This is a genomic window from Bacteroides sp. D55t1_190419_B8 (assembly GCF_015558905.1).
Lineage (GTDB): Bacteria > Bacteroidota > Bacteroidia > Bacteroidales > Bacteroidaceae > Bacteroides > Bacteroides vicugnae.
In genome coordinates this window covers 6,911-32,232 of the sequence record NZ_JADMOU010000015.1, presented here as the reverse complement: position 1 = coordinate 32,232, position 25,322 = coordinate 6,911, and the positions used below count along the sequence as shown (strand labels likewise).

General features: G+C 40.0%; 22 protein-coding genes and 1 tRNA gene. 13 read left to right on the top strand and 10 right to left on the bottom strand.

All coding sequences use genetic code 11. The features are described from left to right. Positions 1–75: 75 nt before the first annotated feature. Positions 76–1,392, bottom strand: a complete 1,317-nt coding sequence (locus I2I13_RS14010; protein ID WP_195649732.1) for a pyridoxal phosphate-dependent aminotransferase — start codon at positions 1,390–1,392, stop codon at positions 76–78. 152 nt (positions 1,393–1,544) lie between these two features. Here I2I13_RS14010 and I2I13_RS14005 point away from each other — a divergent pair. Further along, positions 1,545–1,618, top strand: a tRNA-Asp gene (locus I2I13_RS14005). Positions 1,619–1,691: 73 nt separating this feature from the next. On the opposite strand, the gene I2I13_RS14000 is transcribed toward I2I13_RS14005, so the two are convergent. Then, positions 1,692–2,696 (bottom strand): beta-ketoacyl-ACP synthase III, encoded by a 1,005-nt coding sequence (locus I2I13_RS14000; protein ID WP_195649731.1) that lies wholly within the window; start codon positions 2,694–2,696, stop codon positions 1,692–1,694. A gap of 283 nt (positions 2,697–2,979) precedes the next feature. Here I2I13_RS14000 and I2I13_RS13995 point away from each other — a divergent pair, with 283 nt between their 5' ends. Continuing rightward, the gene (locus I2I13_RS13995; RefSeq protein ID WP_148367201.1) at positions 2,980–3,198 is read left to right on the top strand and encodes a DUF4248 domain-containing protein; all 219 of its coding nucleotides are present in this window, start codon (positions 2,980–2,982) and stop codon (positions 3,196–3,198) included. A 123-nt stretch (positions 3,199–3,321) separates the two neighbouring features. Here I2I13_RS13995 and dnaB read toward each other — a convergent pair whose 3' ends face one another. The 3 genes from dnaB to I2I13_RS13980 form a co-directional block, all read right to left on the bottom strand. Continuing rightward, positions 3,322–4,713, bottom strand: a complete 1,392-nt coding sequence (gene dnaB / locus I2I13_RS13990; protein WP_195649730.1) for a replicative DNA helicase — start codon at positions 4,711–4,713, stop codon at positions 3,322–3,324. Between the two features lie 8 nt (positions 4,714–4,721). Further along, entirely contained in the window at positions 4,722–5,339 is a 618-nt protein-coding gene (locus I2I13_RS13985) for a hypothetical protein (RefSeq protein WP_148367197.1), read from the bottom strand. A 263-nt stretch (positions 5,340–5,602) separates the two neighbouring features. Further along, positions 5,603–5,905, bottom strand: a complete 303-nt coding sequence (locus tag I2I13_RS13980) for a DUF4248 domain-containing protein (RefSeq protein WP_148367195.1) — start codon at positions 5,903–5,905, stop codon at positions 5,603–5,605. 232 nt (positions 5,906–6,137) lie between these two features. Between I2I13_RS13980 and I2I13_RS13975 the strand changes: the two genes are divergently transcribed. From I2I13_RS13975 to I2I13_RS13935, 9 genes are all read left to right on the top strand, one after another. Beyond that, positions 6,138–6,545: a hypothetical protein gene (locus tag I2I13_RS13975; protein WP_148367194.1), complete on the top strand. Its 408-nt coding sequence runs from the start codon at positions 6,138–6,140 to the stop codon at positions 6,543–6,545. Between the two features lie 112 nt (positions 6,546–6,657). Further along, complete coding sequence (locus I2I13_RS13970; protein ID WP_148367191.1) at positions 6,658–7,065, top strand: hypothetical protein; 408 nt, start codon at positions 6,658–6,660, stop codon at positions 7,063–7,065. Positions 7,066–7,068: 3 nt separating this feature from the next. Further along, positions 7,069–8,373 carry a DUF3440 domain-containing protein gene (locus tag I2I13_RS13965; RefSeq protein WP_148367189.1) on the top strand — a complete coding sequence of 435 codons (1,305 nt, stop codon included), beginning with the start codon at positions 7,069–7,071 and terminating at the stop codon, positions 8,371–8,373. Then, the gene (locus I2I13_RS13960; protein WP_148367187.1) at positions 8,370–8,912 is read left to right on the top strand and encodes a ParB/RepB/Spo0J family partition protein; all 543 of its coding nucleotides are present in this window, start codon (positions 8,370–8,372) and stop codon (positions 8,910–8,912) included. The genes I2I13_RS13965 and I2I13_RS13960 overlap by 4 nt, the downstream gene beginning before the upstream one ends. A gap of 425 nt (positions 8,913–9,337) precedes the next feature. Continuing rightward, positions 9,338–11,152: a DUF4906 domain-containing protein gene (locus tag I2I13_RS13955; RefSeq protein WP_195649729.1), complete on the top strand. Its 1,815-nt coding sequence runs from the start codon at positions 9,338–9,340 to the stop codon at positions 11,150–11,152. A gap of 11 nt (positions 11,153–11,163) precedes the next feature. After that, the gene (locus I2I13_RS13950; protein ID WP_148367183.1) at positions 11,164–11,736 is read left to right on the top strand and encodes a DUF3575 domain-containing protein; all 573 of its coding nucleotides are present in this window, start codon (positions 11,164–11,166) and stop codon (positions 11,734–11,736) included. A 4-nt stretch (positions 11,737–11,740) separates the two neighbouring features. Beyond that, positions 11,741–13,258 (top strand): DUF3868 domain-containing protein, encoded by a 1,518-nt coding sequence (locus I2I13_RS13945; protein ID WP_195649789.1) that lies wholly within the window; start codon positions 11,741–11,743, stop codon positions 13,256–13,258. A gap of 38 nt (positions 13,259–13,296) precedes the next feature. Continuing rightward, positions 13,297–14,943 (top strand): Mfa1 family fimbria major subunit, encoded by a 1,647-nt coding sequence (locus I2I13_RS13940; protein ID WP_148367181.1) that lies wholly within the window; start codon positions 13,297–13,299, stop codon positions 14,941–14,943. Between the two features lie 132 nt (positions 14,944–15,075). Then, entirely contained in the window at positions 15,076–16,032 is a 957-nt protein-coding gene (locus tag I2I13_RS13935) for a FimB/Mfa2 family fimbrial subunit (protein WP_195649728.1), read from the top strand. Positions 16,033–16,128: 96 nt separating this feature from the next. Here the strand turns inward: I2I13_RS13935 and I2I13_RS13930 are convergent, their stop codons facing one another. Together I2I13_RS13930 and I2I13_RS13925 are read right to left on the bottom strand one after the other, a co-directional pair. After that, a complete protein-coding gene (locus I2I13_RS13930) occupies positions 16,129–17,088 on the bottom strand; it encodes a hypothetical protein (RefSeq protein ID WP_195649788.1) in 960 nt (319 codons plus the stop codon). 237 nt (positions 17,089–17,325) lie between these two features. After that, positions 17,326–18,285, bottom strand: coding sequence for a hypothetical protein (locus I2I13_RS13925; protein ID WP_148367177.1), 960 nt, complete (start codon positions 18,283–18,285; stop codon positions 17,326–17,328). A 200-nt stretch (positions 18,286–18,485) separates the two neighbouring features. Between I2I13_RS13925 and I2I13_RS13920 the strand changes: the two genes are divergently transcribed. Further along, positions 18,486–19,415 (top strand): UDP-glucuronic acid decarboxylase family protein, encoded by a 930-nt coding sequence (locus I2I13_RS13920; protein WP_148367176.1) that lies wholly within the window; start codon positions 18,486–18,488, stop codon positions 19,413–19,415. Positions 19,416–19,434: 19 nt separating this feature from the next. After that, positions 19,435–20,568 carry a hybrid sensor histidine kinase/response regulator gene (locus I2I13_RS13915; protein WP_148367175.1) on the top strand — a complete coding sequence of 378 codons (1,134 nt, stop codon included), beginning with the start codon at positions 19,435–19,437 and terminating at the stop codon, positions 20,566–20,568. 97 nt (positions 20,569–20,665) lie between these two features. Here I2I13_RS13915 and I2I13_RS13910 read toward each other — a convergent pair whose 3' ends face one another. The 3 genes from I2I13_RS13910 to I2I13_RS13900 all read right to left on the bottom strand — a co-directional run. After that, positions 20,666–23,545 carry a PD-(D/E)XK nuclease family protein gene (locus I2I13_RS13910; RefSeq protein ID WP_195649727.1) on the bottom strand — a complete coding sequence of 960 codons (2,880 nt, stop codon included), beginning with the start codon at positions 23,543–23,545 and terminating at the stop codon, positions 20,666–20,668. Between the two features lie 30 nt (positions 23,546–23,575). Next, complete coding sequence (locus I2I13_RS13905) at positions 23,576–24,583, bottom strand: energy transducer TonB (RefSeq protein WP_195649726.1); 1,008 nt, start codon at positions 24,581–24,583, stop codon at positions 23,576–23,578. A gap of 27 nt (positions 24,584–24,610) precedes the next feature. Continuing rightward, positions 24,611–25,322 (bottom strand): energy transducer TonB (locus tag I2I13_RS13900; protein ID WP_195649725.1); only part of this gene is annotated, 712 nt, incomplete at its 5' end.

Sequence of the window (25,322 nt, the reverse complement as noted above, 5' to 3'; positions counted from 1 at the left end):
AAACGGAATAACAATCGTTCTTTCCGTTTTTTTTCATTTTAAGAATGGCTTTTATGAATATCTCATATCAAATAATCAGGCTATCGGATGATTTTCAGCAAATAGTTTCATTCTTTCATCCAGTTGAGCATATTGGTGTTCTTTAATAAAAGAGGTACACGCGCGTAATCCTTCCTGATGGCTTCCTGTAGTCACTAATGAGATAGCGCTTACTCCGTAGTACATCAATTCTTTCGCCAGTTCGCCACTGGTCATTCCCGGATATCCGATGGTGAAATAAAATCCGTCTGCAATCGGGTCGCCCAGATCGTTGTCATATACCAGATGAAAACCGTGACGGAGGAAGATTTCTTTTAATTTCTGTGCTCTTTCACCATATATCTTCACTTCGTTGAGGAAATTATATTGTCCTTCATTGGCGGCTTTCAGCATGGCGGCCATGGCGAACTGTGCAGAATGGCTGGTTCCTGAAGAAAGCGCATAAAGCACACGGTGAATGAAAACCGTTCCGAAAGTTCCGCCACCATATCGTTGGGTCAGTCCCGGATAGCTTCGGTGGTATAGTTTATCAGAGATGCAGCTTACACCGATACGTTGCCCGGCGTAGCTGAATGCTTTCGAACCGGAAATCAGCAATACGTAATTGTCCGTATAATGGGCAATCGATGGCTGGAAAGGAGGTTGATACGGCTTGCTTAAATCTTGGCGGAAGTCCATGGCAAAATAAGCCAAATCCTCCAGAACAATCACATCATACTGTGTTGCCAATTCACCGATAATCCTCAATTCTTCTTCTTTCAGGCAAATCCAGCTGGGATTATTGGGATTTGAATAAATGATGGCTGATATATTTCCTTTTTTCAGATAGCTTTCCAGTTTCTCTTTCAGTTTTTCTCCACGGTAGTCATACACATCAAATGTTTCAAACTTTTGTCCCATTACAACCAACTGCTGTTTCTGTACCGGAAACCCCGGATCGATAAACAAAATCGTATCTTTCTTTTCGTCACATTGGCTGCAAGTAAGAAATGAAGCGAATGTACCTTGCATGGAACCGGTGACAGGCACACAACCTTCCGGATTTAAATCAACATTGATGAATGCTTTGATAAAGTTGGATGCCTCTTTCTTTAGTTCCGGCAATCCGTTGATATCGGGATATAGGCTGGCAATGCCATTTTGTAACGCTTCAATTTCCGCTTTCACGCCTACTGCGGAAGGGGGAAGTCCCGGAACACCCATTTCCATTTTAATAAATTCAACTCCCGATGCTGCTTCTGCTTTTGAAGCAATAGCTTTCACTTCACGAATGGTAGCTCTGGAAAAATCGACAATTTGAAACTCATTGATGGTTTCATCAATCAGATGTCGCTCAATTGGTGTATTTTTCATTCTATTTTCTATTTTATTAGTAGCTGCAAATGTACACGATAATTCTTAATAAACCCACTTTTTCAGAAAAAAGATACTGAAGCTATTGCAGGTTTCAAAAAAATATCTACCTTTGCATCCGCAATCGAGAGAGATGCTAAAGTGAATATTTTGGTGCGTTAGTTCAGTTGGTTAGAATACATGCCTGTCACGCATGGGGTCACGGGTTCGAGTCCCGTACGCACCGCATTAGGAAATAAAAGAATCCTCTGATTTACTAGAAATCAGAGGATTCTTTATTTTGAAGATAGCGAATATCGCTATCCCTTTTTTCCATCATATCCCCATTTCACATAGATGGCTCCCCATGCAAATCCTGCTCCAAATGCTGTAAGAATTAGATTATCTCCTTTTTTGAGTTTCTCTTCGAAATCCCAGAGGCAGAGTGGGAGAGTACCGGCGCTAGTGTTACCATATTGTTCAATGTTGACCATGACCTTTTCGACAGGAACTTCCAAACGTTGTGTTACGGCAGCGATAATACGTTGATTAGCCTGATGGGGAATTACCCAGTCGATGTTGTCTTTGCTAAGATGGTTTCTTGCAATGATAGATTCACAGGCATCAGCCATGTTGGATACTGCATATTTGAATACAGTACGCCCTTCCTGATAGATATAATGCATTTGATTATCCAATGTATAATAAGAAGGAGTACATACAGAGCCACCCGCTTTAATGTGCAAAAAAGGCAATCCCTTACCATCTGTTCTTAACACAGCATCCATAATACCTAAATCTTCAGTAGTAGGTTCAAGCATGACTGCTGCTCCGCCATCACCGAAAATCGGACAAGTTGCACGGTCGGTATAGTTTATTATTGACGACATCTTTTCAGCGCCTACAACTACCACTTTCTTATAATTTCCGGAACGGATAAAATTAGCTCCAGTCTCCAGTGCATATAAGAAACCGCTGCAAACAGCTTGCATGTCAAAAGCAAAAGCTCTTTTCAGCTCCAGTCTTTCACATAAAATAGAAGCCGTGGAAGGAAAACGATAGTCAGGGGTTGTTGTGGCTACAATTATCAGATCAATATCATCCGGATTTGTTTGGGTGCGTTCTATTAACTGTTTGACAGCTTTACGAGCTATGTAAGAAGTTCCCAGTCCTTCCTCTTTCAAAATATGTCTTTCCTTAATGCCGATACGCCCCATAATCCATTCGTCGGTAGTATCTACCATTTTGGAAATCTCATCGTTGGTCAAAATGTAATCGGGTACATATCCTCCGACTCCTGTAATTACTGCGTTTATTTTTTCCATTCGTTTTATCTAGTTTTGGTAAATTGAAAAAAGGAGGTTTGTTCTGAGAATAAAAATGCGGGCGCAAATATATGGAAAAGAGACTGAATTCCAATAGTAGTTTGTGAAACTGTAGCCTTTTTAATTAATAAAAAGGAATATTTGACCAAATTTCGTTTTATTTTTAGCAGGCGATTTTTGTTAAAAGTAATGTGCAGTAATAGTCAGTTATTCATCGGGAAAAGCATTGTATATGTGAAAATATTTTGTTAATTTTGTAGATATAAATCAAAGCATATTCATCATGAAAGAATTCACAATACGTGCCTATGGCCGTATGGAACTGGCATTACTTTATTCTCCCGAACTTACCGACATCGCTGCTTACCGAAAAATGAAAAAATGGATCCAATTATGTCCGGGGCTTTTACAACGCCTGTATGACTTGGGCTACCAGCCTAACTGCCGCTCTTACACACCACTGGAAGTAAGAGTCATTATAGATGCATTGGGAGAACCATGAGACCTGTAAAAAAGGACAGTTGAAACATGAAAAATGAAGAGATCGTAAAGCGGCGCTTTGCATGGCCTAAAGCATAGCTTTACGACCTCTAAAGCTTAGCTTTAGACCTTACAAAGCACTATGCTATTTTACGGGTTCAGCAGTCGTGTTCTTTTTCATCCAATCTATTCCGGGCACGTAATCTTCCAACTTCGTCATACTCGGGTCATGTCTGAAATAAAGCTCACGTGTTGTCCCATTACGGTGTTTGACAATATCCATTACACCCAGCCCTTCGGTAGGGTACGTACTCTTACGGTCTGTAGTACGTCCGGAGAGGGCAGGACGGGAAAGCATCAATACGACGTCAGCATCCTGTTCGATAGCTCCACTCTCGCGAAGATCGCTTAAGTTGGGGCGGTTGTCGGGATGTCCTTCTACATTACGGTTTAATTGACTGAGTAGTATCACAGGTATATTCAACTCCTTTGCCAGCATTTTGGCCTTGCGACTGGCTTGCGCTACTTCCTGCTCACGATTTCGATTATGCTGGTCGCTTTTCATGTCACAGAGTTGCAAGTAATCGATAATGACACCATCGCATTTACCTTTGCTTTGCAGCAGTTTTGCAGAAGAACGAACGTAATCCATGCTTACAGACGGATTGTCGTCAATATGGATGGGTAGACGGGAAAGTTCGGTGGATGCCTCGTGTACTTGTCGTAGTTCACTGGGAGTCAGTTGTCCGCTGCGGAGATGGTCGGGGTTCACTCCTGTAGTAGCAGCCAATAACCAGCGATCTCCCAAACGCTCACCTAACATTTCAAGACTATACACAGCGATATGATAACCGGCAGAAGCAGCGGTACGTGCCAGATGCAGCGCGAATGCCGTTTTACCTACCGCAGGACGAGCAGCAATAACGATCTCCTCACCGGGTTGCCAGCCGCATGTCAGCCGGTCAAGGTCGGCAAATCCTGTAGGCAGTCCTGTAACACCGTTCTTGTTATTGGCCATGCGGGCCTCTATCAATTTTATGGTATCCTCCATAAGTTGCAACATGGAACGGAGATGTTCGGCAGTACCACATTCATTTTCTAACCGGTCGAGGAGGGTATGGGCATCTGTCAGCGTATCGTCTATATCAGTTGTTTCATCGGCTGCCAGTGCGAGCAGCTTGTGGAATCCCAAAATTGCTTCACGACGGATATATTTCTGTTTGAGAATCCGTGCGTGATATTCCAAGTGTGCACTTGACACTACACGTGAACTGATGCGCACCAGTGTATAAAGTCCTCCTATCAATTCGAGCTTGCCACGTCGGGCAAGTTCTTCTTTTACAGTCATGATGTCAATTGCCTGACCGGCATGATACAGACTCCGCAGGGCAGCATAAATCTCACGATTCGTTTCAGTATAAAATACTTCCGGTCGCAATATGCTCACAACCAGTGTGATGGCTTTACTTTCCAGCAAGCAGGCGCCGAGTACGATTTCCTCAAGTTCGACGTCCTGCGGGTTTGTTATTTCACTCATTTTCTTTTCTAATAATCATATTCATTCATAAATGCTTTATTTGACAGATAGGAAGCCGCCTGCATACAATACTTGATATCTGTTAGATTATCATAATACTCATCAATATGATTCAGGCTAAGACAACGTTCGTTGACAGATAACTTTTTCCATTCCCGGCGGGCACGGCCGATATTGGTTTTAGGCTTCCGGGTAATCTCATGAAATTTTTCCCAAAACGCATCGAAAGTGATGCCATCAGCTTCGGCACGGATGCTCTCGCGGCGTTTCTGCCCAACCAGCAGATCGTAGTCGGGTATACGGATATGAGTGATATACGGATTAACCACCCTTTCAATAATACCTTCATCATACATCTTATTAAAAAAATACCGTGTGCGGCTACGTTTCCACCCAAATAGTTCTGCCCAGTGGGCAATGGAGATTACAGATTCACCCCGCCGGCATTGAAAGGTGTAATGATGGATGTGGCACTCTACAGTGCTATAATTGACATGGGTTAATACCAGAATAAACGCGTCAAAATAACCCGTTGCACCTTTAGTCACTTTTATTTGCTCCTCGAATAAGACTTTAGGGAAGAGGAGATATCCCTTTTTTAGCATTTCTGCTGTAGATTTAATCATGCTTCATATTATTTTAATTCGGTGCGAAGGTAGCCCGACCAGTTGAGCTGTACAATTTTCAGGTTATAAATGGCTAAATATTGTAATTTTGGCTCATGTAACGATTGCTCTGATTGTGTGCCAATATTTTGAACCTTCCAGAACGCCCTCCTGCACTCTCTTTAAACGCCCTGCTAAAGGGGGAAGCCGACTTGCTATTTCTGCACTTCGACCACCCCTTAGTCCATTAATATATAAATAAGAAAAGAATGTATTAAAATACATTATATCTTTTTCTTCATTTTCGGGACAGCGAGATATGAATTCTTTTTTATCATTTCAGATACTAATGAAGGCATTCCCCAGAACCTTACAATAATGGCAATTTGCTGCGGAGTGAGTGTCGTAGTATGCGGGGTGAATCCCGCTTCTGTGAGTTGGGACAGTAATACCGCATGTTCTTTGATGGTCCGGCGGAATGCTTTCACCGCTGAACAATTATACTGATAGTTGGGGAAATAAGCTACTGCCACCTCGGACAGTACGTGGCAACCGTGAAGCAGCCAGTCAAAAGATTGATTATCCATTGTTTAAAATATTTTAGTACGCCGCAAAAATACAACTCATTTCATTGGATGGAAAAACCGTTTTTCTGATACTGGTAATTTAAATGTGAAATAAGTACGAATATTTTTAAATAAAAATCTAATTATTTAAACAATCTTCTCTATATTTGCATTCGAAATTAGATTTTATATGGCGATTTTGTCGATTAATAATCAGTAATGTAAAACCATTTATATATAACTAAATTTTATAATGTTGAAAGGAATAGGTCTAATAAAAGATCGTTTACAACGAAAGCGGGAGCAATACATCCATCAGAGAGAGAAAATGGAACAAATGAAGTGTACAATGCAAAACACCAGTGAGGAAATTGAGCAACTGGAATATGTGCTTAGTGAGATGGAGCATATAGCGGATGCAAATCGTGCGCCACGAGTGATTCCCAATGCCCGGGTGGAAGAGGTGTTTGCATATCTATGCCGGGTGTTTGAGTTTTTACAGCACCGTTTAAAACTGCATTTCAAATATAAATTGGCATGCGAAGTCATCTTTGCCCGCTATCAGTTTAAAAGTCGGTTGCATACTCCCGGACGGGAATATTTAAGCTTTGCCACTATACTGACTTACTTTAAACGTGAAAGAGGAATGGCGTATGGGTGATTTCAAAAATATTGAAATATAGAGATAATAGTGTGAAAAACAAATGTTTTAGGAACAGAAATGACGGATTTGATATTTTTTCCTTATTTTTGTGTGTCCATTTTTGAATGATATGATACAGATAATACGATTAAAAGGAAAAGACAAACATTTATATCGGCTTTTAGCGCCGATGGTGATGGATCCCGAAGTGATACGCGCAAACAATAATTACCCTTTCAAGACGGGCGAAGAGTATGTGTGGTTCATTGCGATTGAAGATAAAGAAGTGGTGGGCTTTGTCCCCGTGGAACAGAAAAACCGGAAGAAAGCTGTAATCAATAATTATTACGTGAAGGCAGAAGGCACCGTACGGGAGGAAATCCTGTCGCATCTGTTGCCTGCCATTGTTGCGGAGTTCGGACCCCAGAGTTGGTTACTCAATTCGGTCACACTGGTACAAGATAAAGAAACATTTGAAAAGTTTGAATTTGTATCCATGGACAAGAAGTGGACACGGTATGTTAAAATGTATAGATGACTTATGGCGAAAAAGAAAATATTAGGCACAAAGAATGTATATGAACTAGCACAAGAACGACTGAAAGTTATATTTAATGAATTCGATAATATATATGTGTCATTTTCCGGAGGTAAGGACAGTGGGGTATTGCTGAATATGTGCATCGATTATATCCGGAAGAATAATTTGAAGATACGTTTGGGAGTTTTTCACATGGATTATGAAATCCAGTATAAAATGACTATTGACTATGTAGACCGGATGCTGGAGGCCAATAAGGATATTTTGGATGTATACCGGGTATGCATCCCTTTCCGTGTGGCTACCTGCACCTCGATGTATCAATCTTTTTGGCGTCCGTGGGAGGACAGCAAAAAGAATATATGGGTTCGTTCCATGCCTAAAAAAGCAATGACCAAAGAAGATTTTCCTTTTTATAATACAACCATGTGGGATTATGAATTTCAGATGCGTTTTGCGCAATGGATACATAATAAAAATGATGCAGTGCGCACTTGTTGTCTGATCGGGATTCGTACACAGGAAAGTTTCAATCGGTGGAGATGTATCTATATGAGCCGTAAATTCCAGATGTATCATAAATACAAATGGACTTCAAAAGTGGGGAATGATATTTACAATGCCTACCCTATTTATGACTGGAAGACAACGGATGTATGGACTGCCAATGGAAAATTCCAGTGGGATTATAATGTTTTATACGATCTTTATTATCGTGCCGGAGTCAATCTGGAGCGTCAGCGTGTAGCAAGTCCCTTTATTAATGAGGCACAAGAGAGTTTACAGCTTTACCGGGTGCTTGATCCCAATACCTGGGGGAAAATGGTGGGAAGGGTGAACGGTGTGAACTTTACCGGTATGTATGGTGGTACTCATGCAATGGGATGGCAGTCGGTGAAACTTCCCGAAGGATATACATGGCGCGAGTTTATGTATTTTTTGTTGTCCACTCTGCCGGAGCGGGCGAGGAAGAATTATCTCCGGAAACTTTCGGTGAGTGTGAATTTCTGGCGGACAAAAGGCGGATGTCTAAGTGATGCCACTATCCAAAAGCTGATTGATGCGAAAGTGCCGATCATCGTTATGGACAATAGCAACTACAAAACATTGAAGAAACCGGTGCGTATGGAATATCAGGATGATATTGATATTCCGGAGTTCAAGGAAATACCCACGTATAAGCGGATGTGTGTCTGTATCCTCAAGAATGACCATGCTTGCAAATACATGGGATTCTCACCGACAAAAGAGGAGATGAGTAAAAGAAGTCAAGTTATGGAACAATATAGAATCATAGTATCATGAGTGTAGATAAAAGCCCTGTTTACGAGGTAAAAGCGGTACCCGTAGAAAAAGTATGTGCGAACGATTATAATCCGAATGTCGTAGCACCACCCGAAATGAAGTTGCTGGAACTTTCTATTTGGGAAGATGGTTTCACGATGCCTTGTGTATGTTATTATGATAAGGAGGCGGACAATTATATCCTGGTAGATGGTTACCATCGTTATACGGTATTGAAAACTTCCCAACGAATCTATAAGCGTGAAAACGGTTTATTGCCGATTGTGGTGATAGACAAGGACCTGTCTAACCGTATGAGTTCGACAATCCGGCACAACCGTGCCCGCGGAATGCATAACATTGAATTGATGTGCAACATCGTTGCAGAGCTTGACAAGGCAGGTATGTCCGATCAATGGATTATGAAAAATATCGGTATGGATCGTGATGAATTGTTGCGCCTGAAACAAATTTCAGGACTTGCCGATCTGTTTGCCAATCGCGAATTCAGTATTCCTGATGAGGTGGCTCCTACGGAAACAGAACGCAAAAGCTTATAATCTGATAGCTATATATATACAGAAATTGAACATTTTGTCATTTAGGCACAAATTATACAAGTTATTAAGCTGTTTTATTGTATAAAATGGTCGTTTATCTTGCTTAATTTGTGCCTGAATTATATCTAAATGACATAAAAAACTATTAGCATATCTTGTTAGTGCAGTTTCAATAAGCGAAACTGTTTTCTTTAAAAAGGTACGCATATCGCAAAAAATACTTTCCATCAACATTCTTCTTTTATAATGCGTAACCCCTTCGACTGTAAATAGCATTAATAGTCTTACTTCTGGAATCTGATTATCTGTATCAGAAATGAATACAATTTTGTATCTCCTTTAATATTCCGAAATTTGCAATATGAGATTTGGATAAAATTTGATATCGCCAAGAATGAGGTGTTTAAGAGGTGTTTAATAAGGTAATGAGAGAGAGTAAGAGATATATAACTGTTTTTTTCTATTTGATTCTTCTTCTATTTATGGTTGGGTGTGAGCATGATGTAAGCACAATGGACCAAGAGAATGAAGAGGAAGTACTGAAAGAAAAAGTGCAAATAGAGATTTTTGCCAGGGCAAAATCGTACTCTTTGCCTCCGACCAGAGCTTTGGAAAGTGAGGTCGGTAAAACTCCATGGATACTGGTCTTTAAGGGACAGGGGACAGGAGCCACCTTTATAGAAGCTGTACAGGCTTTTGAAATGATAAGCAAGCGATATGTGTTATTGACTGGACAGCCTGCTGGTAACAAATACCAATTACTAATACTTGCTAATCCGTTGGATCAGTTCTATTATGGAAATGCATCTACGGGATATGATTTTAACCAGGCAGCTTTGCTTTCCAAGTTAACTCCGGGAGTGACTACTTATGGGGAAGCTTGTAGCAAGTTACTGACTAAACCATTGGATAGTAATCCGCTTACTACTATACCGTATAGTAGTGATGAAGAGACGATTCCGATGAGTTACCGATTGGAAGTGGATCAAATAGACAATACCACGAAGATAGCCAATACTGATGGAAGTTCATTATTGCTTACCCGTGTGGTTGCTAAGATTGTCATTGTCAATAAAGCATCTAACTTTATTTTGAAAGGAGTGACTGCTGTCATGAATGTACCCCGGCAGGGTGAATTGCATGATGCTGATGGAGCATTAATGAATAATACAGCCAATCTGACAGAGTACCAATATGATGCTGCTTACTCACTTCCTTTGATAAAAGCGGAAACGATTGCAACTGACGTGCAGAGTACAGAGAAATTCCCCATATATATGTACGAGTCCGATGTGCAGAATAATACATATCTTATTATTCAGGGTACTTATGACAATAAAGACTATTATTATAAGATGTCACTGCTCAATAGTAGCCTGCAGGCGATGGATATAGAGCGTAATCATTCATACACATTTACGATTAACAGAGCTAAAGGACCCGGCTACGATACGGTAAGTGATGCGAAGATTGCGAAGCCGTCTAATACTGGTCTTGATTTTGAGATTATGGTAGATGATAGTGAATCTTATGAGATCCTGGCCAATAATGACTATTATCTGGGTGTGAGCAACTCGGTTTTTATAGCCTATTACAGTGGTGAAAATGTGAAGGATTATGATGCCTTTAGTGTGATTACTGACTGTACAAAGGATTTTCCGGATGCTCGGACAATAACAGATAATAAACAGGAAGTATCAGGAGCCTTTCAGCTAAGCGGACCATTTAAAGTGCCGATAGTAACTTCCAATGGAACAAATCCGGTAATAACACCGGTAACAGTTGGAGTCACTAACCAGTTGATGGGTTATGAAGAGGGAATTGATGATAAGAAAAATGCGTATATAACATTAAAACTTGGAAACTTGGAAAAAAAAGTTCATATCAGACAAAGAAAAGCGATTTCCGCAGGAGGAAGCACGCTTAAGTTTATGCCTACTAATAATACCGATCCGGTAGTAAGCGAAATAAACTATTTCTGTCTTACTGGCCAGGTAGAAGAGGGGACTGACAATCCTAAGGAGTGGATTCGTTTATACTCTTCTGCAATGCCGGAAGGACATACAGGAGAAGATCATATTATCGTAGAAGACGGGAGAATATATGTTGAAGTGTTACCTAATACAAGCGCAACTCCCAGATCCGGCATTGTGCATCTAACTACCATGGCGTCTGTTGGTGGTGTTAGTGTAAACTCCGTGCAACGTATAAAATTAGATATTACTCAATTAGGGAAGTAAACATGGTGTTAATGAAGAAAGTAAGTTTACTCATTTTATTCATGCTCGGATGTATTCTTTCCGAGAGTAAGGCACAAAAAGTTGCTCTTAAAAGCAACCTTTTGTATGACGCTACCGCTACCATGAACTTAGGGCTGGAGTTGGGATTGGCACGTAAATGGACACTGGATATCCCGGTCAACTATAATCCATGGAAACCTTCCGATGGCAAACGGTTGCGTCATTGGGGAATACAACCCGAAGTTCGTTATTGGTTTTGCGAACGCTTCCGCCGTACGTTTATCGGAATACACGGGCATTATGCGGATTTCAATGTGGGAGGGTGGCCTAATTGGTCTTTCATCAGCAAAAATATGCAAGAGAATCGCTATCAGGGACATTTATATGGAGGCGGTTTTTCAGTGGGACACTCTTGGATCTTGAAAAAACGATGGAGTATTGAAGCATCTGTTGGAGTGGGATATGCCCATATTGTATATGATAAATATCCCTGTACCACTTGCGGTACGAAGGAGAAAGAAAGTAGTAAGAATTACTTTGGACCTACTAAAGCAAGTGTGTCGCTTATTTATATAATTAAATAGAATGATGATGAAAAGAAATATAGGTTTTATCGTATGTATGTTAGTGGTTTGCAGCCTGAATATAAAGAATGTCATGGCACAATCCCGCTCTTATGAGGGCAACATTGCAGTGAAGCCGGTTCAACTGGAACAAAAAGGAAACTTTCTTCATATCAATATAGACTTTAGCTTGAATAATGTGAAGGTTAAATCGGCGCGCGGAGTGGATTTTATTCCTCAACTGGTATCTCCGGGACGTACTTTGAATCTTCCGAAGGTATCTATTAAAGGTCGTGATGAATATCTGGCTTATGAACGTGAACTTGCTGTGATGAGTGCCAAAGAGAAGAAGACCTATGAGAAGCCTTATGTGGTGGAAAAAGGAAGCAAATTGAGAAATGATACGATTCACTATCGATATGTGGTGCGTTTTGAACCTTGGATGGAAGATGCGCGTCTGGATGTGCAGCGTGATGAGTGTGGTTGTGGTGAAACAGCATTGATGGATGTGGAGCAGTTTGATAAGGTTACGTTGGAACGTGTATTGTTGCCATACGTGGTATCACCTCAATTGGCATATTTGCAACCAAAGGCTGAAGAGATCAAACGTCGTGATATACAGGCAGAGTGTTTCCTTGATTTTGAAGTGAATAAGGTGAACATACGTCCCGAATATATGAACAATCCTCAAGAGTTGGCTAAAATTCGTAAGATGATTGACGAATTGAAGTCTGATCCTAGTGTGAAGGTTAATCGTTTGGACATCATAGGCTATGCTTCTCCGGAAGGGACATTGGCAACTAACAAACGCTTGTCTGAAGGACGTGCCATGGCACTCCGGGAGTATCTGGCGTCCAGATATGACTTCCCAAGAAACCAATATTATATCATCTTTGGCGGTGAGAACTGGGAAGGTTTGGAAGAAGCACTGAATACAATGGAAATGGAATATAAAGATGAAGTGCTGGAAATTATAAGGAATATACCTATAGAGAAAGGAAGAGAGACCAAGTTGATGCAACTTCATGGGGGAGTGCCTTACCGGTATATGCTGAAATATATTTTTCCGAGTCTTCGTGTAGCTATCTGTAAAGTGAATTATGAGGTTAAGAATTTTAATATAGATGAAGCGAAAGAGGTCATTAAAAGCCGTCCGCAGAATTTAAGTCTGAATGAGATGTTTTTGGTAGCTAATACCTATCCGGTTGGTTCGCAAGATTTCATTGATATATTCGAGACGGCTGTCCGGCTCTATCCGAAAGATGAGATTGCTAATATGAATGCCGCTGCTGCCGCCTTGTCGCGTAATGACCTGTCATCGGCAGAACGTTATCTGGGTATGGTATACTCGAATACTAATTTATCAGAATATAATAATGCCATCGGGGTACTAATGTTATTAAAAGGAGAATATGAAAAAGGAGAAAAGTATTTAAAAATAGCCGCCGGATCGGGTCTGGAAGCTGCCGGACATAATTTGGAAGAATTGGCTAGGAAGAGAACAAATGCAGCTGAAATTGAAAATAAAAATAGGGATAAATAAATTAATTACAAACGCTTTTATTAAATTGTAAAAAAACAATGAAGAAAAAAAACTTTTTTATGCTGGCACTTGCTGCTATTGCATTTGCAGCATGTAGTAATGAGGACATCGTTCCTGATGGGGAAAACGGGACTGATGTAACTAACTCTGATGGAGATGCATGGGTGGCTTTAAGTGTACAATCAACCAAAACACGTGCACTGAACAACCCCAATCAAGAAAATGGTACGCCCGATGAAAGTACGATTACTAAGGTTTATGCGGTTTTCTTTGATGGACATACTGATGCAAGTATCGTAACGAAAATTATAGATTTTGGAACAGAGGACATCAATAACCTACCTAACAGAACAAATGCATTTAAAATACCTTCTAGCTCGGAGGCTGTATTGATTATTGCTAATCCGCAGAATCTGGGTCGGACCATTCAGGAAGGTGATACTTATGAAAATGTAAATAAGGTAATAACGCTTACGGCAGAAACCGAAGTGACTACTGGGGTAGCAAAATCAGGCGGATTTGTTATGACAAATGCTAAAGGTGACCTGGAACCTTCAAAAACGAATGGAGATCCGGAAGTATTGACTTTGTATAATACGCCAACAGCAGCAACAAGCTCTCCTCTGGCAATTAGAATTGACCGTATATCGGCAAAAGTGCGGGTATATGTGAAACCTGACAGTGGTGAAGAACTTAGTGAAACGGCAACTATAGACTCGGATGAAACAGAGTGGTATTTGAACGTGACGAACAAGAAATTCTATCCTGCATCAAAAAGAATGAAGACAGCCATGAATACATGGACTCCTTATGACCAGTATAGTCTCGGTTCGTACAGAATAGATCCGAATTTTGGGGTAGTCAATGACATTGGCGCATGGGATGATGATGATCAAACGGTGTATGCTGGCAACTATTTTTATGTGTCATCTGCTACTAAAAAAGAGGATATAGATTGGAATAAAGTAAATACGTCTGTTAAATACTGTCTTGAAAATACACAGAATCAAACTGATGCTGTAAACTTCAATGTACATGCCTATACAACGCAGGTATTACTGAAAGTAGGTTATGCTCCTACTACTATTACTAACGAGGATGGTTCAAAGGTGACTTTAGCTAACGGAACGGATTGGTTTAACATGAATGGTATATTCTATACTCAAGCTTCGATATTGACTTATATTGAAAAAGAATTGGTCGGTAAATATAAACATGGTAAACCGTCTGAATATGCTACGGATATCACAGATTCTTATAATGAGTATATAAACGCACTTCTTAATACCCAAGTAACGATTCCTGCTGATAAGGATGATGCTAAAACAGCAGAAGAAATGGCAGAGGAACTTACACTGGAGTTTAGCAATCTTGCTACCCAAATTTCAACAGCAAGTAAAGGGGGCAAGAACCTGAAAGGTGTTGAATACTATTCAGAAGGTATTTGTTACTATAAAGTCATGATTAAGCATGATGATAGTCCTACCATCATGAATAAGTTGGGTGAGTTTGGTGTCGTTCGTAACTCTGTTTATGATATTACTGTAAATAAAATAAATAATCCGGGATATCCAATCATCCCCGATCCGGATCCTAGTGCACCGGATGAAGAAGAAGACCGTTACTTGTCTATCAAGATTGAGGTTAATCCATGGACTTGGTACAGTCAAGTTGAACCACTATAATATGAAATTCATTGTTTTAATATAATTTGAGGTAAAGAGGGGACACTCTCTTTACCTTCAAAACAAACAATAAAAAATAGAAAACAAACAATAGAAAACTTTATAGTTTGATAGAATTAGAAGAATAGAAATATGAACCTAAAAAGCCTTGTACGCCATGTCACCTTCGGGATTCTCATCATTAGCTCCTGGATAATGACTTCTTGTGATAACTTTAATGAAGACTTGCCGGAATGCCGTTTGTTTGTAAAGTTCAAATATGACTATAATATGGAATTTGCAGACGCTTTCCATACGCAGGTTGATAAAGTAGAGCTTTATGTGTTTAATAAGGACGGAAAGTTTTTATTTAAACAGGCAGAAGAAGGAAGTTCATTATCGACGGGAAATTATCTGATGGAGGTAGCATTGCCTGTAGGCGAGTATCAGTTTATGGCATGGGCAGGTGCACGTGATTCATACGATATTACTTCGTTAACTCCCGGTGTTTCTACAATTTCCGATCTAAGATTGCAGTTGAAACGCGAAGAGTCTCTTGTCATCAATAAAGAGTTGGAAACGCTTTGGTATGGTGAGATTATCGATGTAAACTTTACAGGAAAAAGTCATCAGACAGAGACGGTTAACCTGATAAGGGATACAAAACGGGTACGTTTTATATTCCAGGGTTATACCAATAACTGGGAACTCAACGTGGATGATTATGATTATGAGATTCGGGAATCCAATGGGTATCTGGGGCATGATAACTCTTTGTTGGAGGATGATATGCTTAGCTTCCAGCCTTATCGCAGAGATCAGGTGAATTCTGCTGCTGCTTCAGTAGACCTTAATACGATGCGATTGATGAAGGACCGGAAAACCCGGTTAGTGGTGACGGAGAAATCTTCTGCAAAAAAGGTATTCGATATTAATCTGATTGATTATCTTGCTATGACTAATATGGAGGATAAGAAAATCGGAATGCAGGAATATTTTGATCGCCAAAGTAACTATCATATCGTTTTCTTCATCTCTGATTCATGGCTTGCCATGAGAATCGTGATTAACGGATGGACTGTTTATTCGCAGACTGAAGGAGAATTGTAATATCAACAAATAAAGAGAAACCCCTGAAAGAATGCATAAGTATAGTAAGGGATAAAAAAAGAACCGGCTAAGTTAATTAACTTAGCCGGTTCTTTTTTACAAGGTATCAATTATACTTTCTTGATTTTGTAGAAATATGATACGCTGTGCTTCTCCGCTTTCCGAGATCAGAGTGGAGTGACGTTTCAAAGATAGAATCCAGTCACGTTGCATCTGACAAATATGCGGGCTTTGTGAATCCATAGAATTGATCGAATATATCCGCAATAGACTAATCTGGTAGTTCAGTTTTTCGATGTAGCTGTAAGTCGCTTCGAAGTTTATATTGGATAAATAGAAATACACTTTCCGTCCTTCGCCGAATTCACCTTTACTTGATAACGTTTCTATATACGTCAGTAGTTGATATAGTTCTTCTTTCAGGTTCGCTACATCATTTGGGGTAATCATATGCAAACTGGCAAAGTACTTGATCTCATTGACGAAAGAATGGAAAATACTGGTGTCCCAGATAAAAAAGGTTTTAGGACATTGCTTCACGCTTTCACTCAACTTCTTATGCGCCTGCACGATTTTCTTCTCTACCTGCATATCCGCCAAAGAGTGTGGGGTCTTGATTTGTCCGTGCTGATAGATCCATCGGCTAAGACGAAACTTAGACAGATTCTCGAAGGAAGAATAAAGTGTAAAAGGTAAAAGATTGGAAGCCGTATATATTTCCGTGCTATTATCTTCTTTTACAAAATCAAATATCTGTAGATAACGATTAAGTATTTCGTAATAGCTATCTATCGCATTAGAAGAATGATGCAGGTTGAGGTCGAAAGTCACCTTGTTAGAATGGTGATCGCCGACTACCTGATCGATAGAAATTCCCAATTTGTGAGATATGATGGCTACTTCTTCTATCGAAAAAGACACCTCACCCCGAAGTCTGCGGTATACAGCTTCTTTGCCCATACATAGGATATCCGCCAAATTACTGGCAAGATTTTGCCCTTTGGGAACCCTCTCTTTCATAACTGTTATTAATTCATTTAGAATACCATTTTTCATTGTCTGTTCCTCGCATTTAATATTAATAATCACTGTGATACATTTTATGCAAAATTAAGGCTTGTAAGTGAAAGATTAGTGTGGAAAAACGGCTATGAGTTATATGCTTATTTTCTGATTGGAAAGAAAATAAAAGAGCGGGGGCATATAATGAAAAAAAGTAGATAATGAGGTTATCTACTTTCATTTATTGTAATTCTATAATTTATTTGCTTCTGTTTTACGAAAAAATGGAAATTAAAGAGTATCAATGATTTCCCGTTGTTGTTTAAAGAAATGGATACGTTGCATTTCACCACTTTCGGATATCAGGGTAGAGAATTTCTTTAATGACTGAATCCATTCTTTTAAACTATGGAATATCTCATGGTCCAGGGTAGTCAAAGAATTGATGGAATAAATGCGTATCAGACTAAGCTGTAGCGAATTGGTTTCCACGTAACTGTATGTTGCCTCAAAATTGATGTGAGACACATAGATACGGACTGTATTGCCATCTTTGGTTTTTCCTCGCATAGCGAGTTCTTCCAATTCGTCTGTAAGTAGAAACAACTCTTCTTTAATCTGCATTTTCGCTTCATCCGAAATGAGATGAACATCAGAGAAGTATTGGATATCATTGATAAGATGCTGGAAAATCATGCTGTCCCAGATATAATCTATGGAATGAATATGACGGGTCATATCCACATAGTCTTTCTGGATATTGAGTAATTTTACCGGAATCTCCAGTTCATCGAAATTGTTGCACTGAATATATTTGTTTTGATACATCCATTTGAAAAAACGGAATTTTGCCAAAAGGTCATATTTCAGATAGAAAGTCTGGGGGATAATATTAGAAGAAGTCCCCATGGTAGACTCCGGATCATCCTGCATCGTATTGATCAATGATGCATATTTATATAAGATATTATAGTAACTTTCAAACGGATCATCATAATCTACGATGTTTATGTCGAACATTGCATTCGATTTGAAGCTGGTTCCTATAATCTTATCCAGCGATATGCCAAGTTTCCTTGAAACAAGGGCTGCTTCCTGTAGTGTGAAAGGTACCTCGCCGCGTAATCTTCTATATACGGCTTCTTTGCCTATGTATAGTGTATCCATTAGTATATCTGCCAGTTTACCTTTTGCCGGAAGCTTTTCTTTCATCGCCTCTATCAGGTTTGTATTAGGGTCATTTATCGTCATAATAGTCTAAATAAAATGTACTTTTGTATTATAAACATTTCACTGTGGCAAGTTGTTTCGGAATTTGAAACTATTTAAATCTTCTTTTTTTTAAAATATCCTCTCCGAAAATTGTTTATTTTAAGCAAATCGGTTACATTTGTGTCCATAAACAAAACGAAGAGACAGCGTCTCTTTAGTAAACAATAGAAAAACTTAGAATGAAAAGAATATTGGTAAGTGGCGGAGCCGGTTTTATAGGCTCTCATCTTTGTACTCGGCTTATAAACGAAGGTCACGACGTGATATGCCTGGATAATTTTTTTACGGGTTCGAAAGATAATATCATTCATTTGATGGATAATCATCATTTTGAGGTGGTGAGGCATGATGTCACTTATCCTTATTCGGCAGAAGTAGATGAAATCTATAATTTGGCATGTCCCGCATCTCCTATCCATTACCAACATGACCCGATTCAAACAGCTAAAACATCTGTGATGGGGGCTATTAATATGTTGGGATTAGCAATGAGGCTGGATGCCAAGATTTTGCAAGCTTCCACGAGCGAGGTATATGGAGACCCGATCGTTCATCCGCAACCGGAAAGCTACTGGGGGAATGTGAATCCGGTAGGTTACCGGTCTTGTTATGATGAGGGGAAGCGTTGCGCAGAAACGTTATTTATGGATTATCACCGTCAGAACAGTGTGCGTGTGAAGATTATCCGTATTTTTAATACATATGGTCCGCGAATGTTACCGAACGACGGCCGGGTTGTTTCTAATTTTATTCTTCAAGCGTTGAATAATGAGGATATAACTATATATGGTGATGGAAAACAAACACGTAGTTTCCAATATATTGATGATTTGATTGAGGGAATGATAAGAATGATGAATACGGAGGATGGGTTTACAGGACCTGTGAATTTGGGGAATCCGAATGAGTTCCCGGTGTTGGGACTGGCGGAAAGGATCATTAGTCTGACTGGCTCATCTTCGAAAATTGTATTTAAGTCTTTGCCGGATGATGATCCGAAACAGCGACAACCGGATATTACATTGGCTAAAGAGAAACTGGGTTGGCAGCCTACCATTGAACTGGAAGAGGGGCTGAAGCGTATGATTGAATATTTTAAAAATGTCTGAAGCATAAAAAAAGAAAATTATGAATATGGAAATTAATCCTTCCGAATATAAAGTCCTTATTGTGGACGATGTAATATCAAATGTCCTTTTATTAAAGGTACTTTTGACCAACGAGAAATTCAAAATTGTGACTGCCGGTAATGGGACACAGGCGTTGGAACAAGTGAAGAAGGAAAATCCGGATCTAGTATTGCTGGATGTGATGATGCCGGATATCAGTGGATTTGAGGTGGCTCAACAAATGAAAGCGGATCCCGAAATGGCTGAAATTCCCATTATCTTCCTGACTGCTCTTAACAGTACGGCGGATATCGTCAAAGGATTTCAGGTGGGTGGTAACGACTTTATCTCAAAGCCATTCAACAAAGAAGAGCTGATTATTCGTGTGACACACCAGATTTCGTTAGTCGCAGCGAAAAGAATCATTGTTGCACAAACGGAAGAGTTGCGTAAGACTATTATGGGACGTGACAAGCTCTACTCTGTGATTGCGCATGACTTGCGTTCGCCTATGGGATCTATCAAGATGGTATTGAATATGCTGATTCTGAATCTGCCAAGCGAAACGATTGGTGAGGAGATGTATGAATTGCTAACGATGGCCAATCAGACAACTGAAGATGTATTCTCATTGCTTGATAACCTGCTGAAATGGACGAAGAGCCAGATTGGTAAACTGAAAGTGGTTTATCAGGATATTGATATGGTAGAAGTGGTAGAGGGCGTAAGCGAAATCTTTACGATGGTGGCCAGTCTGAAGAATATTAAGATTGTACAGGATGTGACTGTGGAAAATATGGCTGTCCGTGCTGATATTGACATGATTAAGACTGTGATCCGTAATTTAATCAGTAATGCGATTAAGTTTAGCAATGAAGGTTCGGAAGTAGTGGTGTCATTGGCAGAAGAAGACGGTATGGCAATCGTAAGTGTGAAAGACAGCGGTTGCGGTATCGATGATGAAAATCAGAAGAAGTTGTTGCATACCGATACTCATTTCAGTACCTTTGGTACAAACAATGAGGAAGGTTCGGGACTCGGATTATTATTGTGCCAGGACTTTGTTGTCAAGAATGGCGGTAAACTGTGGTTTACTTCAAAAAAGGGAGACGGGTCTACATTTAGTTTCTCAATCCCATTGTTGGAGAAATAAGAATAACTATAGATAATACGGATTAGAATTAATAAGGGCACGGTTTGCATGAATATGTAAACCGTGCCCTTATTATTGGGTATACTCTGTTTTCGGCCTATCGTTTGCAGATAGCCTTAAAATCGCAATATGAACATTTTTTAGTATCTTCTGTCTGCGTGAAAGGCTCTTCTTCGTTGAATATTTCTTCTAATAATGCTTGCAGGCGTTCGCGGAATTCATCTTCAAAGAAAGCAAAGTTGTTTACCGGTATTTTCGGTTTACGGGGTTCTCCCATTTCGATAACAGGCGAATAGCTTTCCGATGCTGCCCGGTGAATGTAGAGTAGGGCAGGAGCTACCATTAATGATTGTTTCCGGCTCATGATAGCGGCATACAGAAAAGTCTGGAAGATATAGTTCGGGCGTGTTTCCGATGGGGTGAACAGTTGCCCGATATTAGCAGGTATTTTAGGACTTCCTCCTGTTTTGTAGTCAACAATCCGCAGGGTACTTTCTTTTGCATCCATACGGTCTATTGTGCCACCCAGACGGAGAGTGAACGGTCCTTGTCCTGTTTGTATAGTTATCTCTTCTGAAACTTTCTTTTCCATAGCGACCATTTCGAAAGGAGTATATAAAAGGTCGTTGCGCAGCAATTGTTTCAGATAGGAAACAATTACTTTGGAGTTGATAAGTTGTATGCCGTTATATTCCGGTTTTTCTTCGGGAGAGACCTTGAATAATTCTTCTTTGAAGGCTTGGTCAACGTAGCTTTGTAGTTTCACCTCATTGCGTAATAAGCGTTCGATATCTTCTTTATGTATCGTTTTTCCGGCTGCGGTCAGATCGGTGTATGCCAATTGGGCGGAGAGGTGGAAAATGGTTCCGAATAGGGCGGAATCAATTTCTGCACTAACTTCGTCCGGTGTTTTCAAGCCCGCTACATAGCGGTAGTAGAATCTCAACCGGCAATCCAGATAAGCATTAAGGGCGGAAGGAGAGAGAATCACTGAATTTGGATTAGTGCTATCGTAAGCACGATAGAGTCGTCTTAGTACTTCAGGTGTTTTTTCTACTCGTATCTCTTGGGTACTTTGCGGAGATTGTCCGGCTTCCAGATACTCGCGAGTGATATCATGCGGACCTTCTACAAGTAATTGCAGCATGAAACGGGATTCTTCTCCACGGTTGAGACCGTCCGAAGAAGTATTGTAGAGTAGCGTGATATTCTCTGCCCGTTGTATCAGTCGATAAAAGTAGTAGGCATACACTGCATTTTTGTGTTCGATAGTGGTCATGCCGAATGCTTTCCGGAGATTATAGGGAATAAAAGAGGAATCTCCTCCGGATTTTGGAAGTTGTCCTTCGTTGAGAGACAATATAATGAGATTCCGGAAGTCCAGATTACGTGTTTCCAATACTCCCATGACTTGCATTCCGATAGCCGGTTCTCCGTGGAAAGGAATATTGGAAGATGTCAGTACTTTGGTAATCAGTCGTTTCAGAGTATCGGTGCGTATATTTAACTCTCCACTTTCAATCAAACTGTAGAGACGGTTGATTTTGGTATGGCTTTGAAAGAGCGATTCTCTATATAGTTGATTGAAAATATCATTGTATTCTCCTTCTTTGCGATAAATGGTTGAAATGTTTTTGATTAATTCAATCAGGTAATCGCATAGCTCTCTTATACCATTACGGGGAGTGAAGAGGGTAGCTAAAAAATCATCTTGTTTAAGTTCCGATGGAAGTGGATAAAAACGGTTGGTTTGGGTCAGCTCATGTTCCAGGGGAGTGGCATGAGATGATAATTGCCGGGTATAGGGATGTTTCAATATAGCAGATACTGCCTCGTAAGTGAATCGGCCGGTGTCGGAGCGGTAACCATTGGTTTGCAATTCCATTGCGGCATTGATAAAGCTATAAACGGGAGTTTGTGCCAATGGGAATCCCATGGTGATATTGACGTTTTTCACTTCCTGTGGAATGGAATGAAGCACGGGGAGAAGCAGAGCTTCATTACAAAGCACTACGGCATTTTCTTTTTCCTTTTCTATGGCAATTTGCGAATGATCGTTTGTTATCGCCTTAATCCATTCGGGAAGGAAACGTGCCTGGGCATTCTCGGTAGAAGCGGAAATAGATCGTATTTTCTTCGGTTCTTTAAAGGTGTTGAAAAAGCTTTCCGGGAGTTCGTTCGGAAATTCCCCGAGATTACGTTTCAGGAATTCTCCGGCCTCATGTTTTTTGATTTGTTGGGTGTAGAAAATATCATAGTCCCAATAGAAGAGTGCTTTGCCCGCATCTTTCAGTTTTCTGAAAAAGTCATTTTCTACTTTGTTCAATACATTGAACCCGACAAATATGTATTTGTCGTATTTGAGTTGGTCAGTATCAAGTTGTTCGATCACGTTCCGGTAGAGCATGCCTTCGTAAGCAATGCCTAACTCTGTCAGGTTCGCCCGGTAACGATGGTAGATAGTACCTAGCTTGTCCCAAAGGGAAATAAATTTTTCTTTTAGTTCGGTCCGTTTTTCAATGGAGAAATTCTGAAAAAACTGTTGTATGGCTTCTTCCTGCTCTTTGTCAAGGAATTCATAGTCGTCCATCAGATTTTTCAAATCTTGTAGATTACTGAATAATTTGTCGGCATCGACCATATTTTTATCTACATCATCAAAATCACTAATCAACAACTCTCCCCAGAAGTAGAAATCGTCCAATGTTTCCTGACTCTGTGTTTCCTCTTTGAACACTTTATAAAGTTCGCATACCAATCGAATAGGATCACCACTTTTCTGTACGGATAGTTTCTGAAACAGGTCGCTGATACTCATGGCGGCTGGTGACCAGATCGGTTGATCGGATTCTCCTACTAAATATTCATTGAAGAACAAGTTAGCACGTTTATTAGGGAAAATGAGTGCTGTACGTGACAGGTCGTTTCCTATCTTGGTATATAAATCATGAGCGACTAGTTGGAGAAATGATTGCATATTGATTAAACTATTTTCTGATTTTTGTATTTATTGTAATCGGAACATAACAGGAACAGTGAAATAAACAGCAACTTTAGTACCATCTTCCAGTTCTCCCGGTTTCCATTTAGGCATTTGATTAATGACGCGTAAAGCTTCTTTATCCAGATAAGGATCTACGCCACGTAAAACTTTTGGCTTGACTACATTTCCTTCTTTATCAACGATGAACTGAATAATAGTACGCCCCTGTACACCATTACCTTCTGTTCCTGTATTAGGGTATTGAATTTTTTTTGCAAGAAATTCCATGAGAGCTTGCTGGCCTTCAGGAAAATCAGGCATAACAGGTACTTTCTCGTAAACGTCAGGATAGTTTATACGAGTATAAGTGATTTTCAATTCCGGGCCATACATCGCACTGAATGAGAGCATCAGATTGTATGTCACTTGTACTGTCTCATTTGCCAACATGCCGGGTGTCCAACGAGGAATGAGAGACATGACTCTTAATATTTCAGCTTCAACTTTGGGATGTATCTTGCGAGTAATCTTTGGGTTGATAACTTGTCCGTCATGATCTATAGTGAATTGTACATCAGTATATGTATTATTAGCAATACTATCTATTTCTGAATAACGAAGATTTTCTTTCAGAAATTCTATAAATTTTTCTGTTCCTCCGGGAAATTCCGGTAGCTTCTCCGGACCATAAAAGGGAGCTTCCCCTTTCATGTCTTTTTCTTGTATCAGGCTGTCAACAGTAATAGTCCAATTCATTTTAGGGCATTGTAGTGTTTCTGCGTTCAATGAAGTAGGAGGTATTATTGTAAGTATGCCAGTTGATAGTCCAAACAGAGTGATGGCCTTACCTACACGGCGTTTTCGCTCAAGTTGTTGCTCCAGATATCGAACTTCTGCTTCGCATTTGGGGCAAGTACCCAAACAATCTCCCTGATACTGACATTCAGAAGTGATGAATTCAATATCATTCGCTTCGGCTATTTGCCGACGAATCTCTTTTAAAATTTTACAGGTTTGTTTTCCTCGTTTCATGGTATTATCTATATTGAAAAGGAGATATTATTGTTTGGCTCTGAATACGATTGGAACTGTATACTTTACAGCTACAGGTTTTCCCATTTGAGTTCCGGGCTTCCACGCTGGCATTTTTTTTATAATTCTCAATGCTTCCTTATCATAAACCGGATGAATCCCACGAGCAACTTTTGCATCTATAATCTTCCCTTTTTTAGTAATAGTGAACTGGACAATAACACGTCCTGAAATACAAGGTGCGTCTTGAGGATAGTTTGTATTTTTGGCTATATATGCCATTAATGCTTTTTGACCTCCAGGAAATTCAGGCATTGCCTCGACGATCCCAAACATAGCCTCTTCTTTTTTCAACGACAAGGCTTTTAGCTCCTCTGCAGTAATGGTGGTTCCTGCTACCTGATGTATTTTTTCTGTTTTTCCACCCGTAACTTCAACTTTAGGAAGTGAATCACAACTGTTACTTAGACTGTCCTTTATCGCTTCTTGTCCATATAGAGGAGAAGAAATCAATGCAGCAGATAGCCCAAGAGATACGCCCACTATTTTTACACTTAATCCGGACCTTTGGCGGTTGAGAAGTTGTTGCTCCAGATATCGAACTTCAGCTTCGCATTTTGGGCAAGTGCCCAAACAATCTCCCTGATACTGACATTCAGAGGTGATGAATTCAATATCATTCGCTTCGGCTATTTGCCGACGAATCTCTTTTAAAATTTTACAGGTTTGTTTTCCTCGT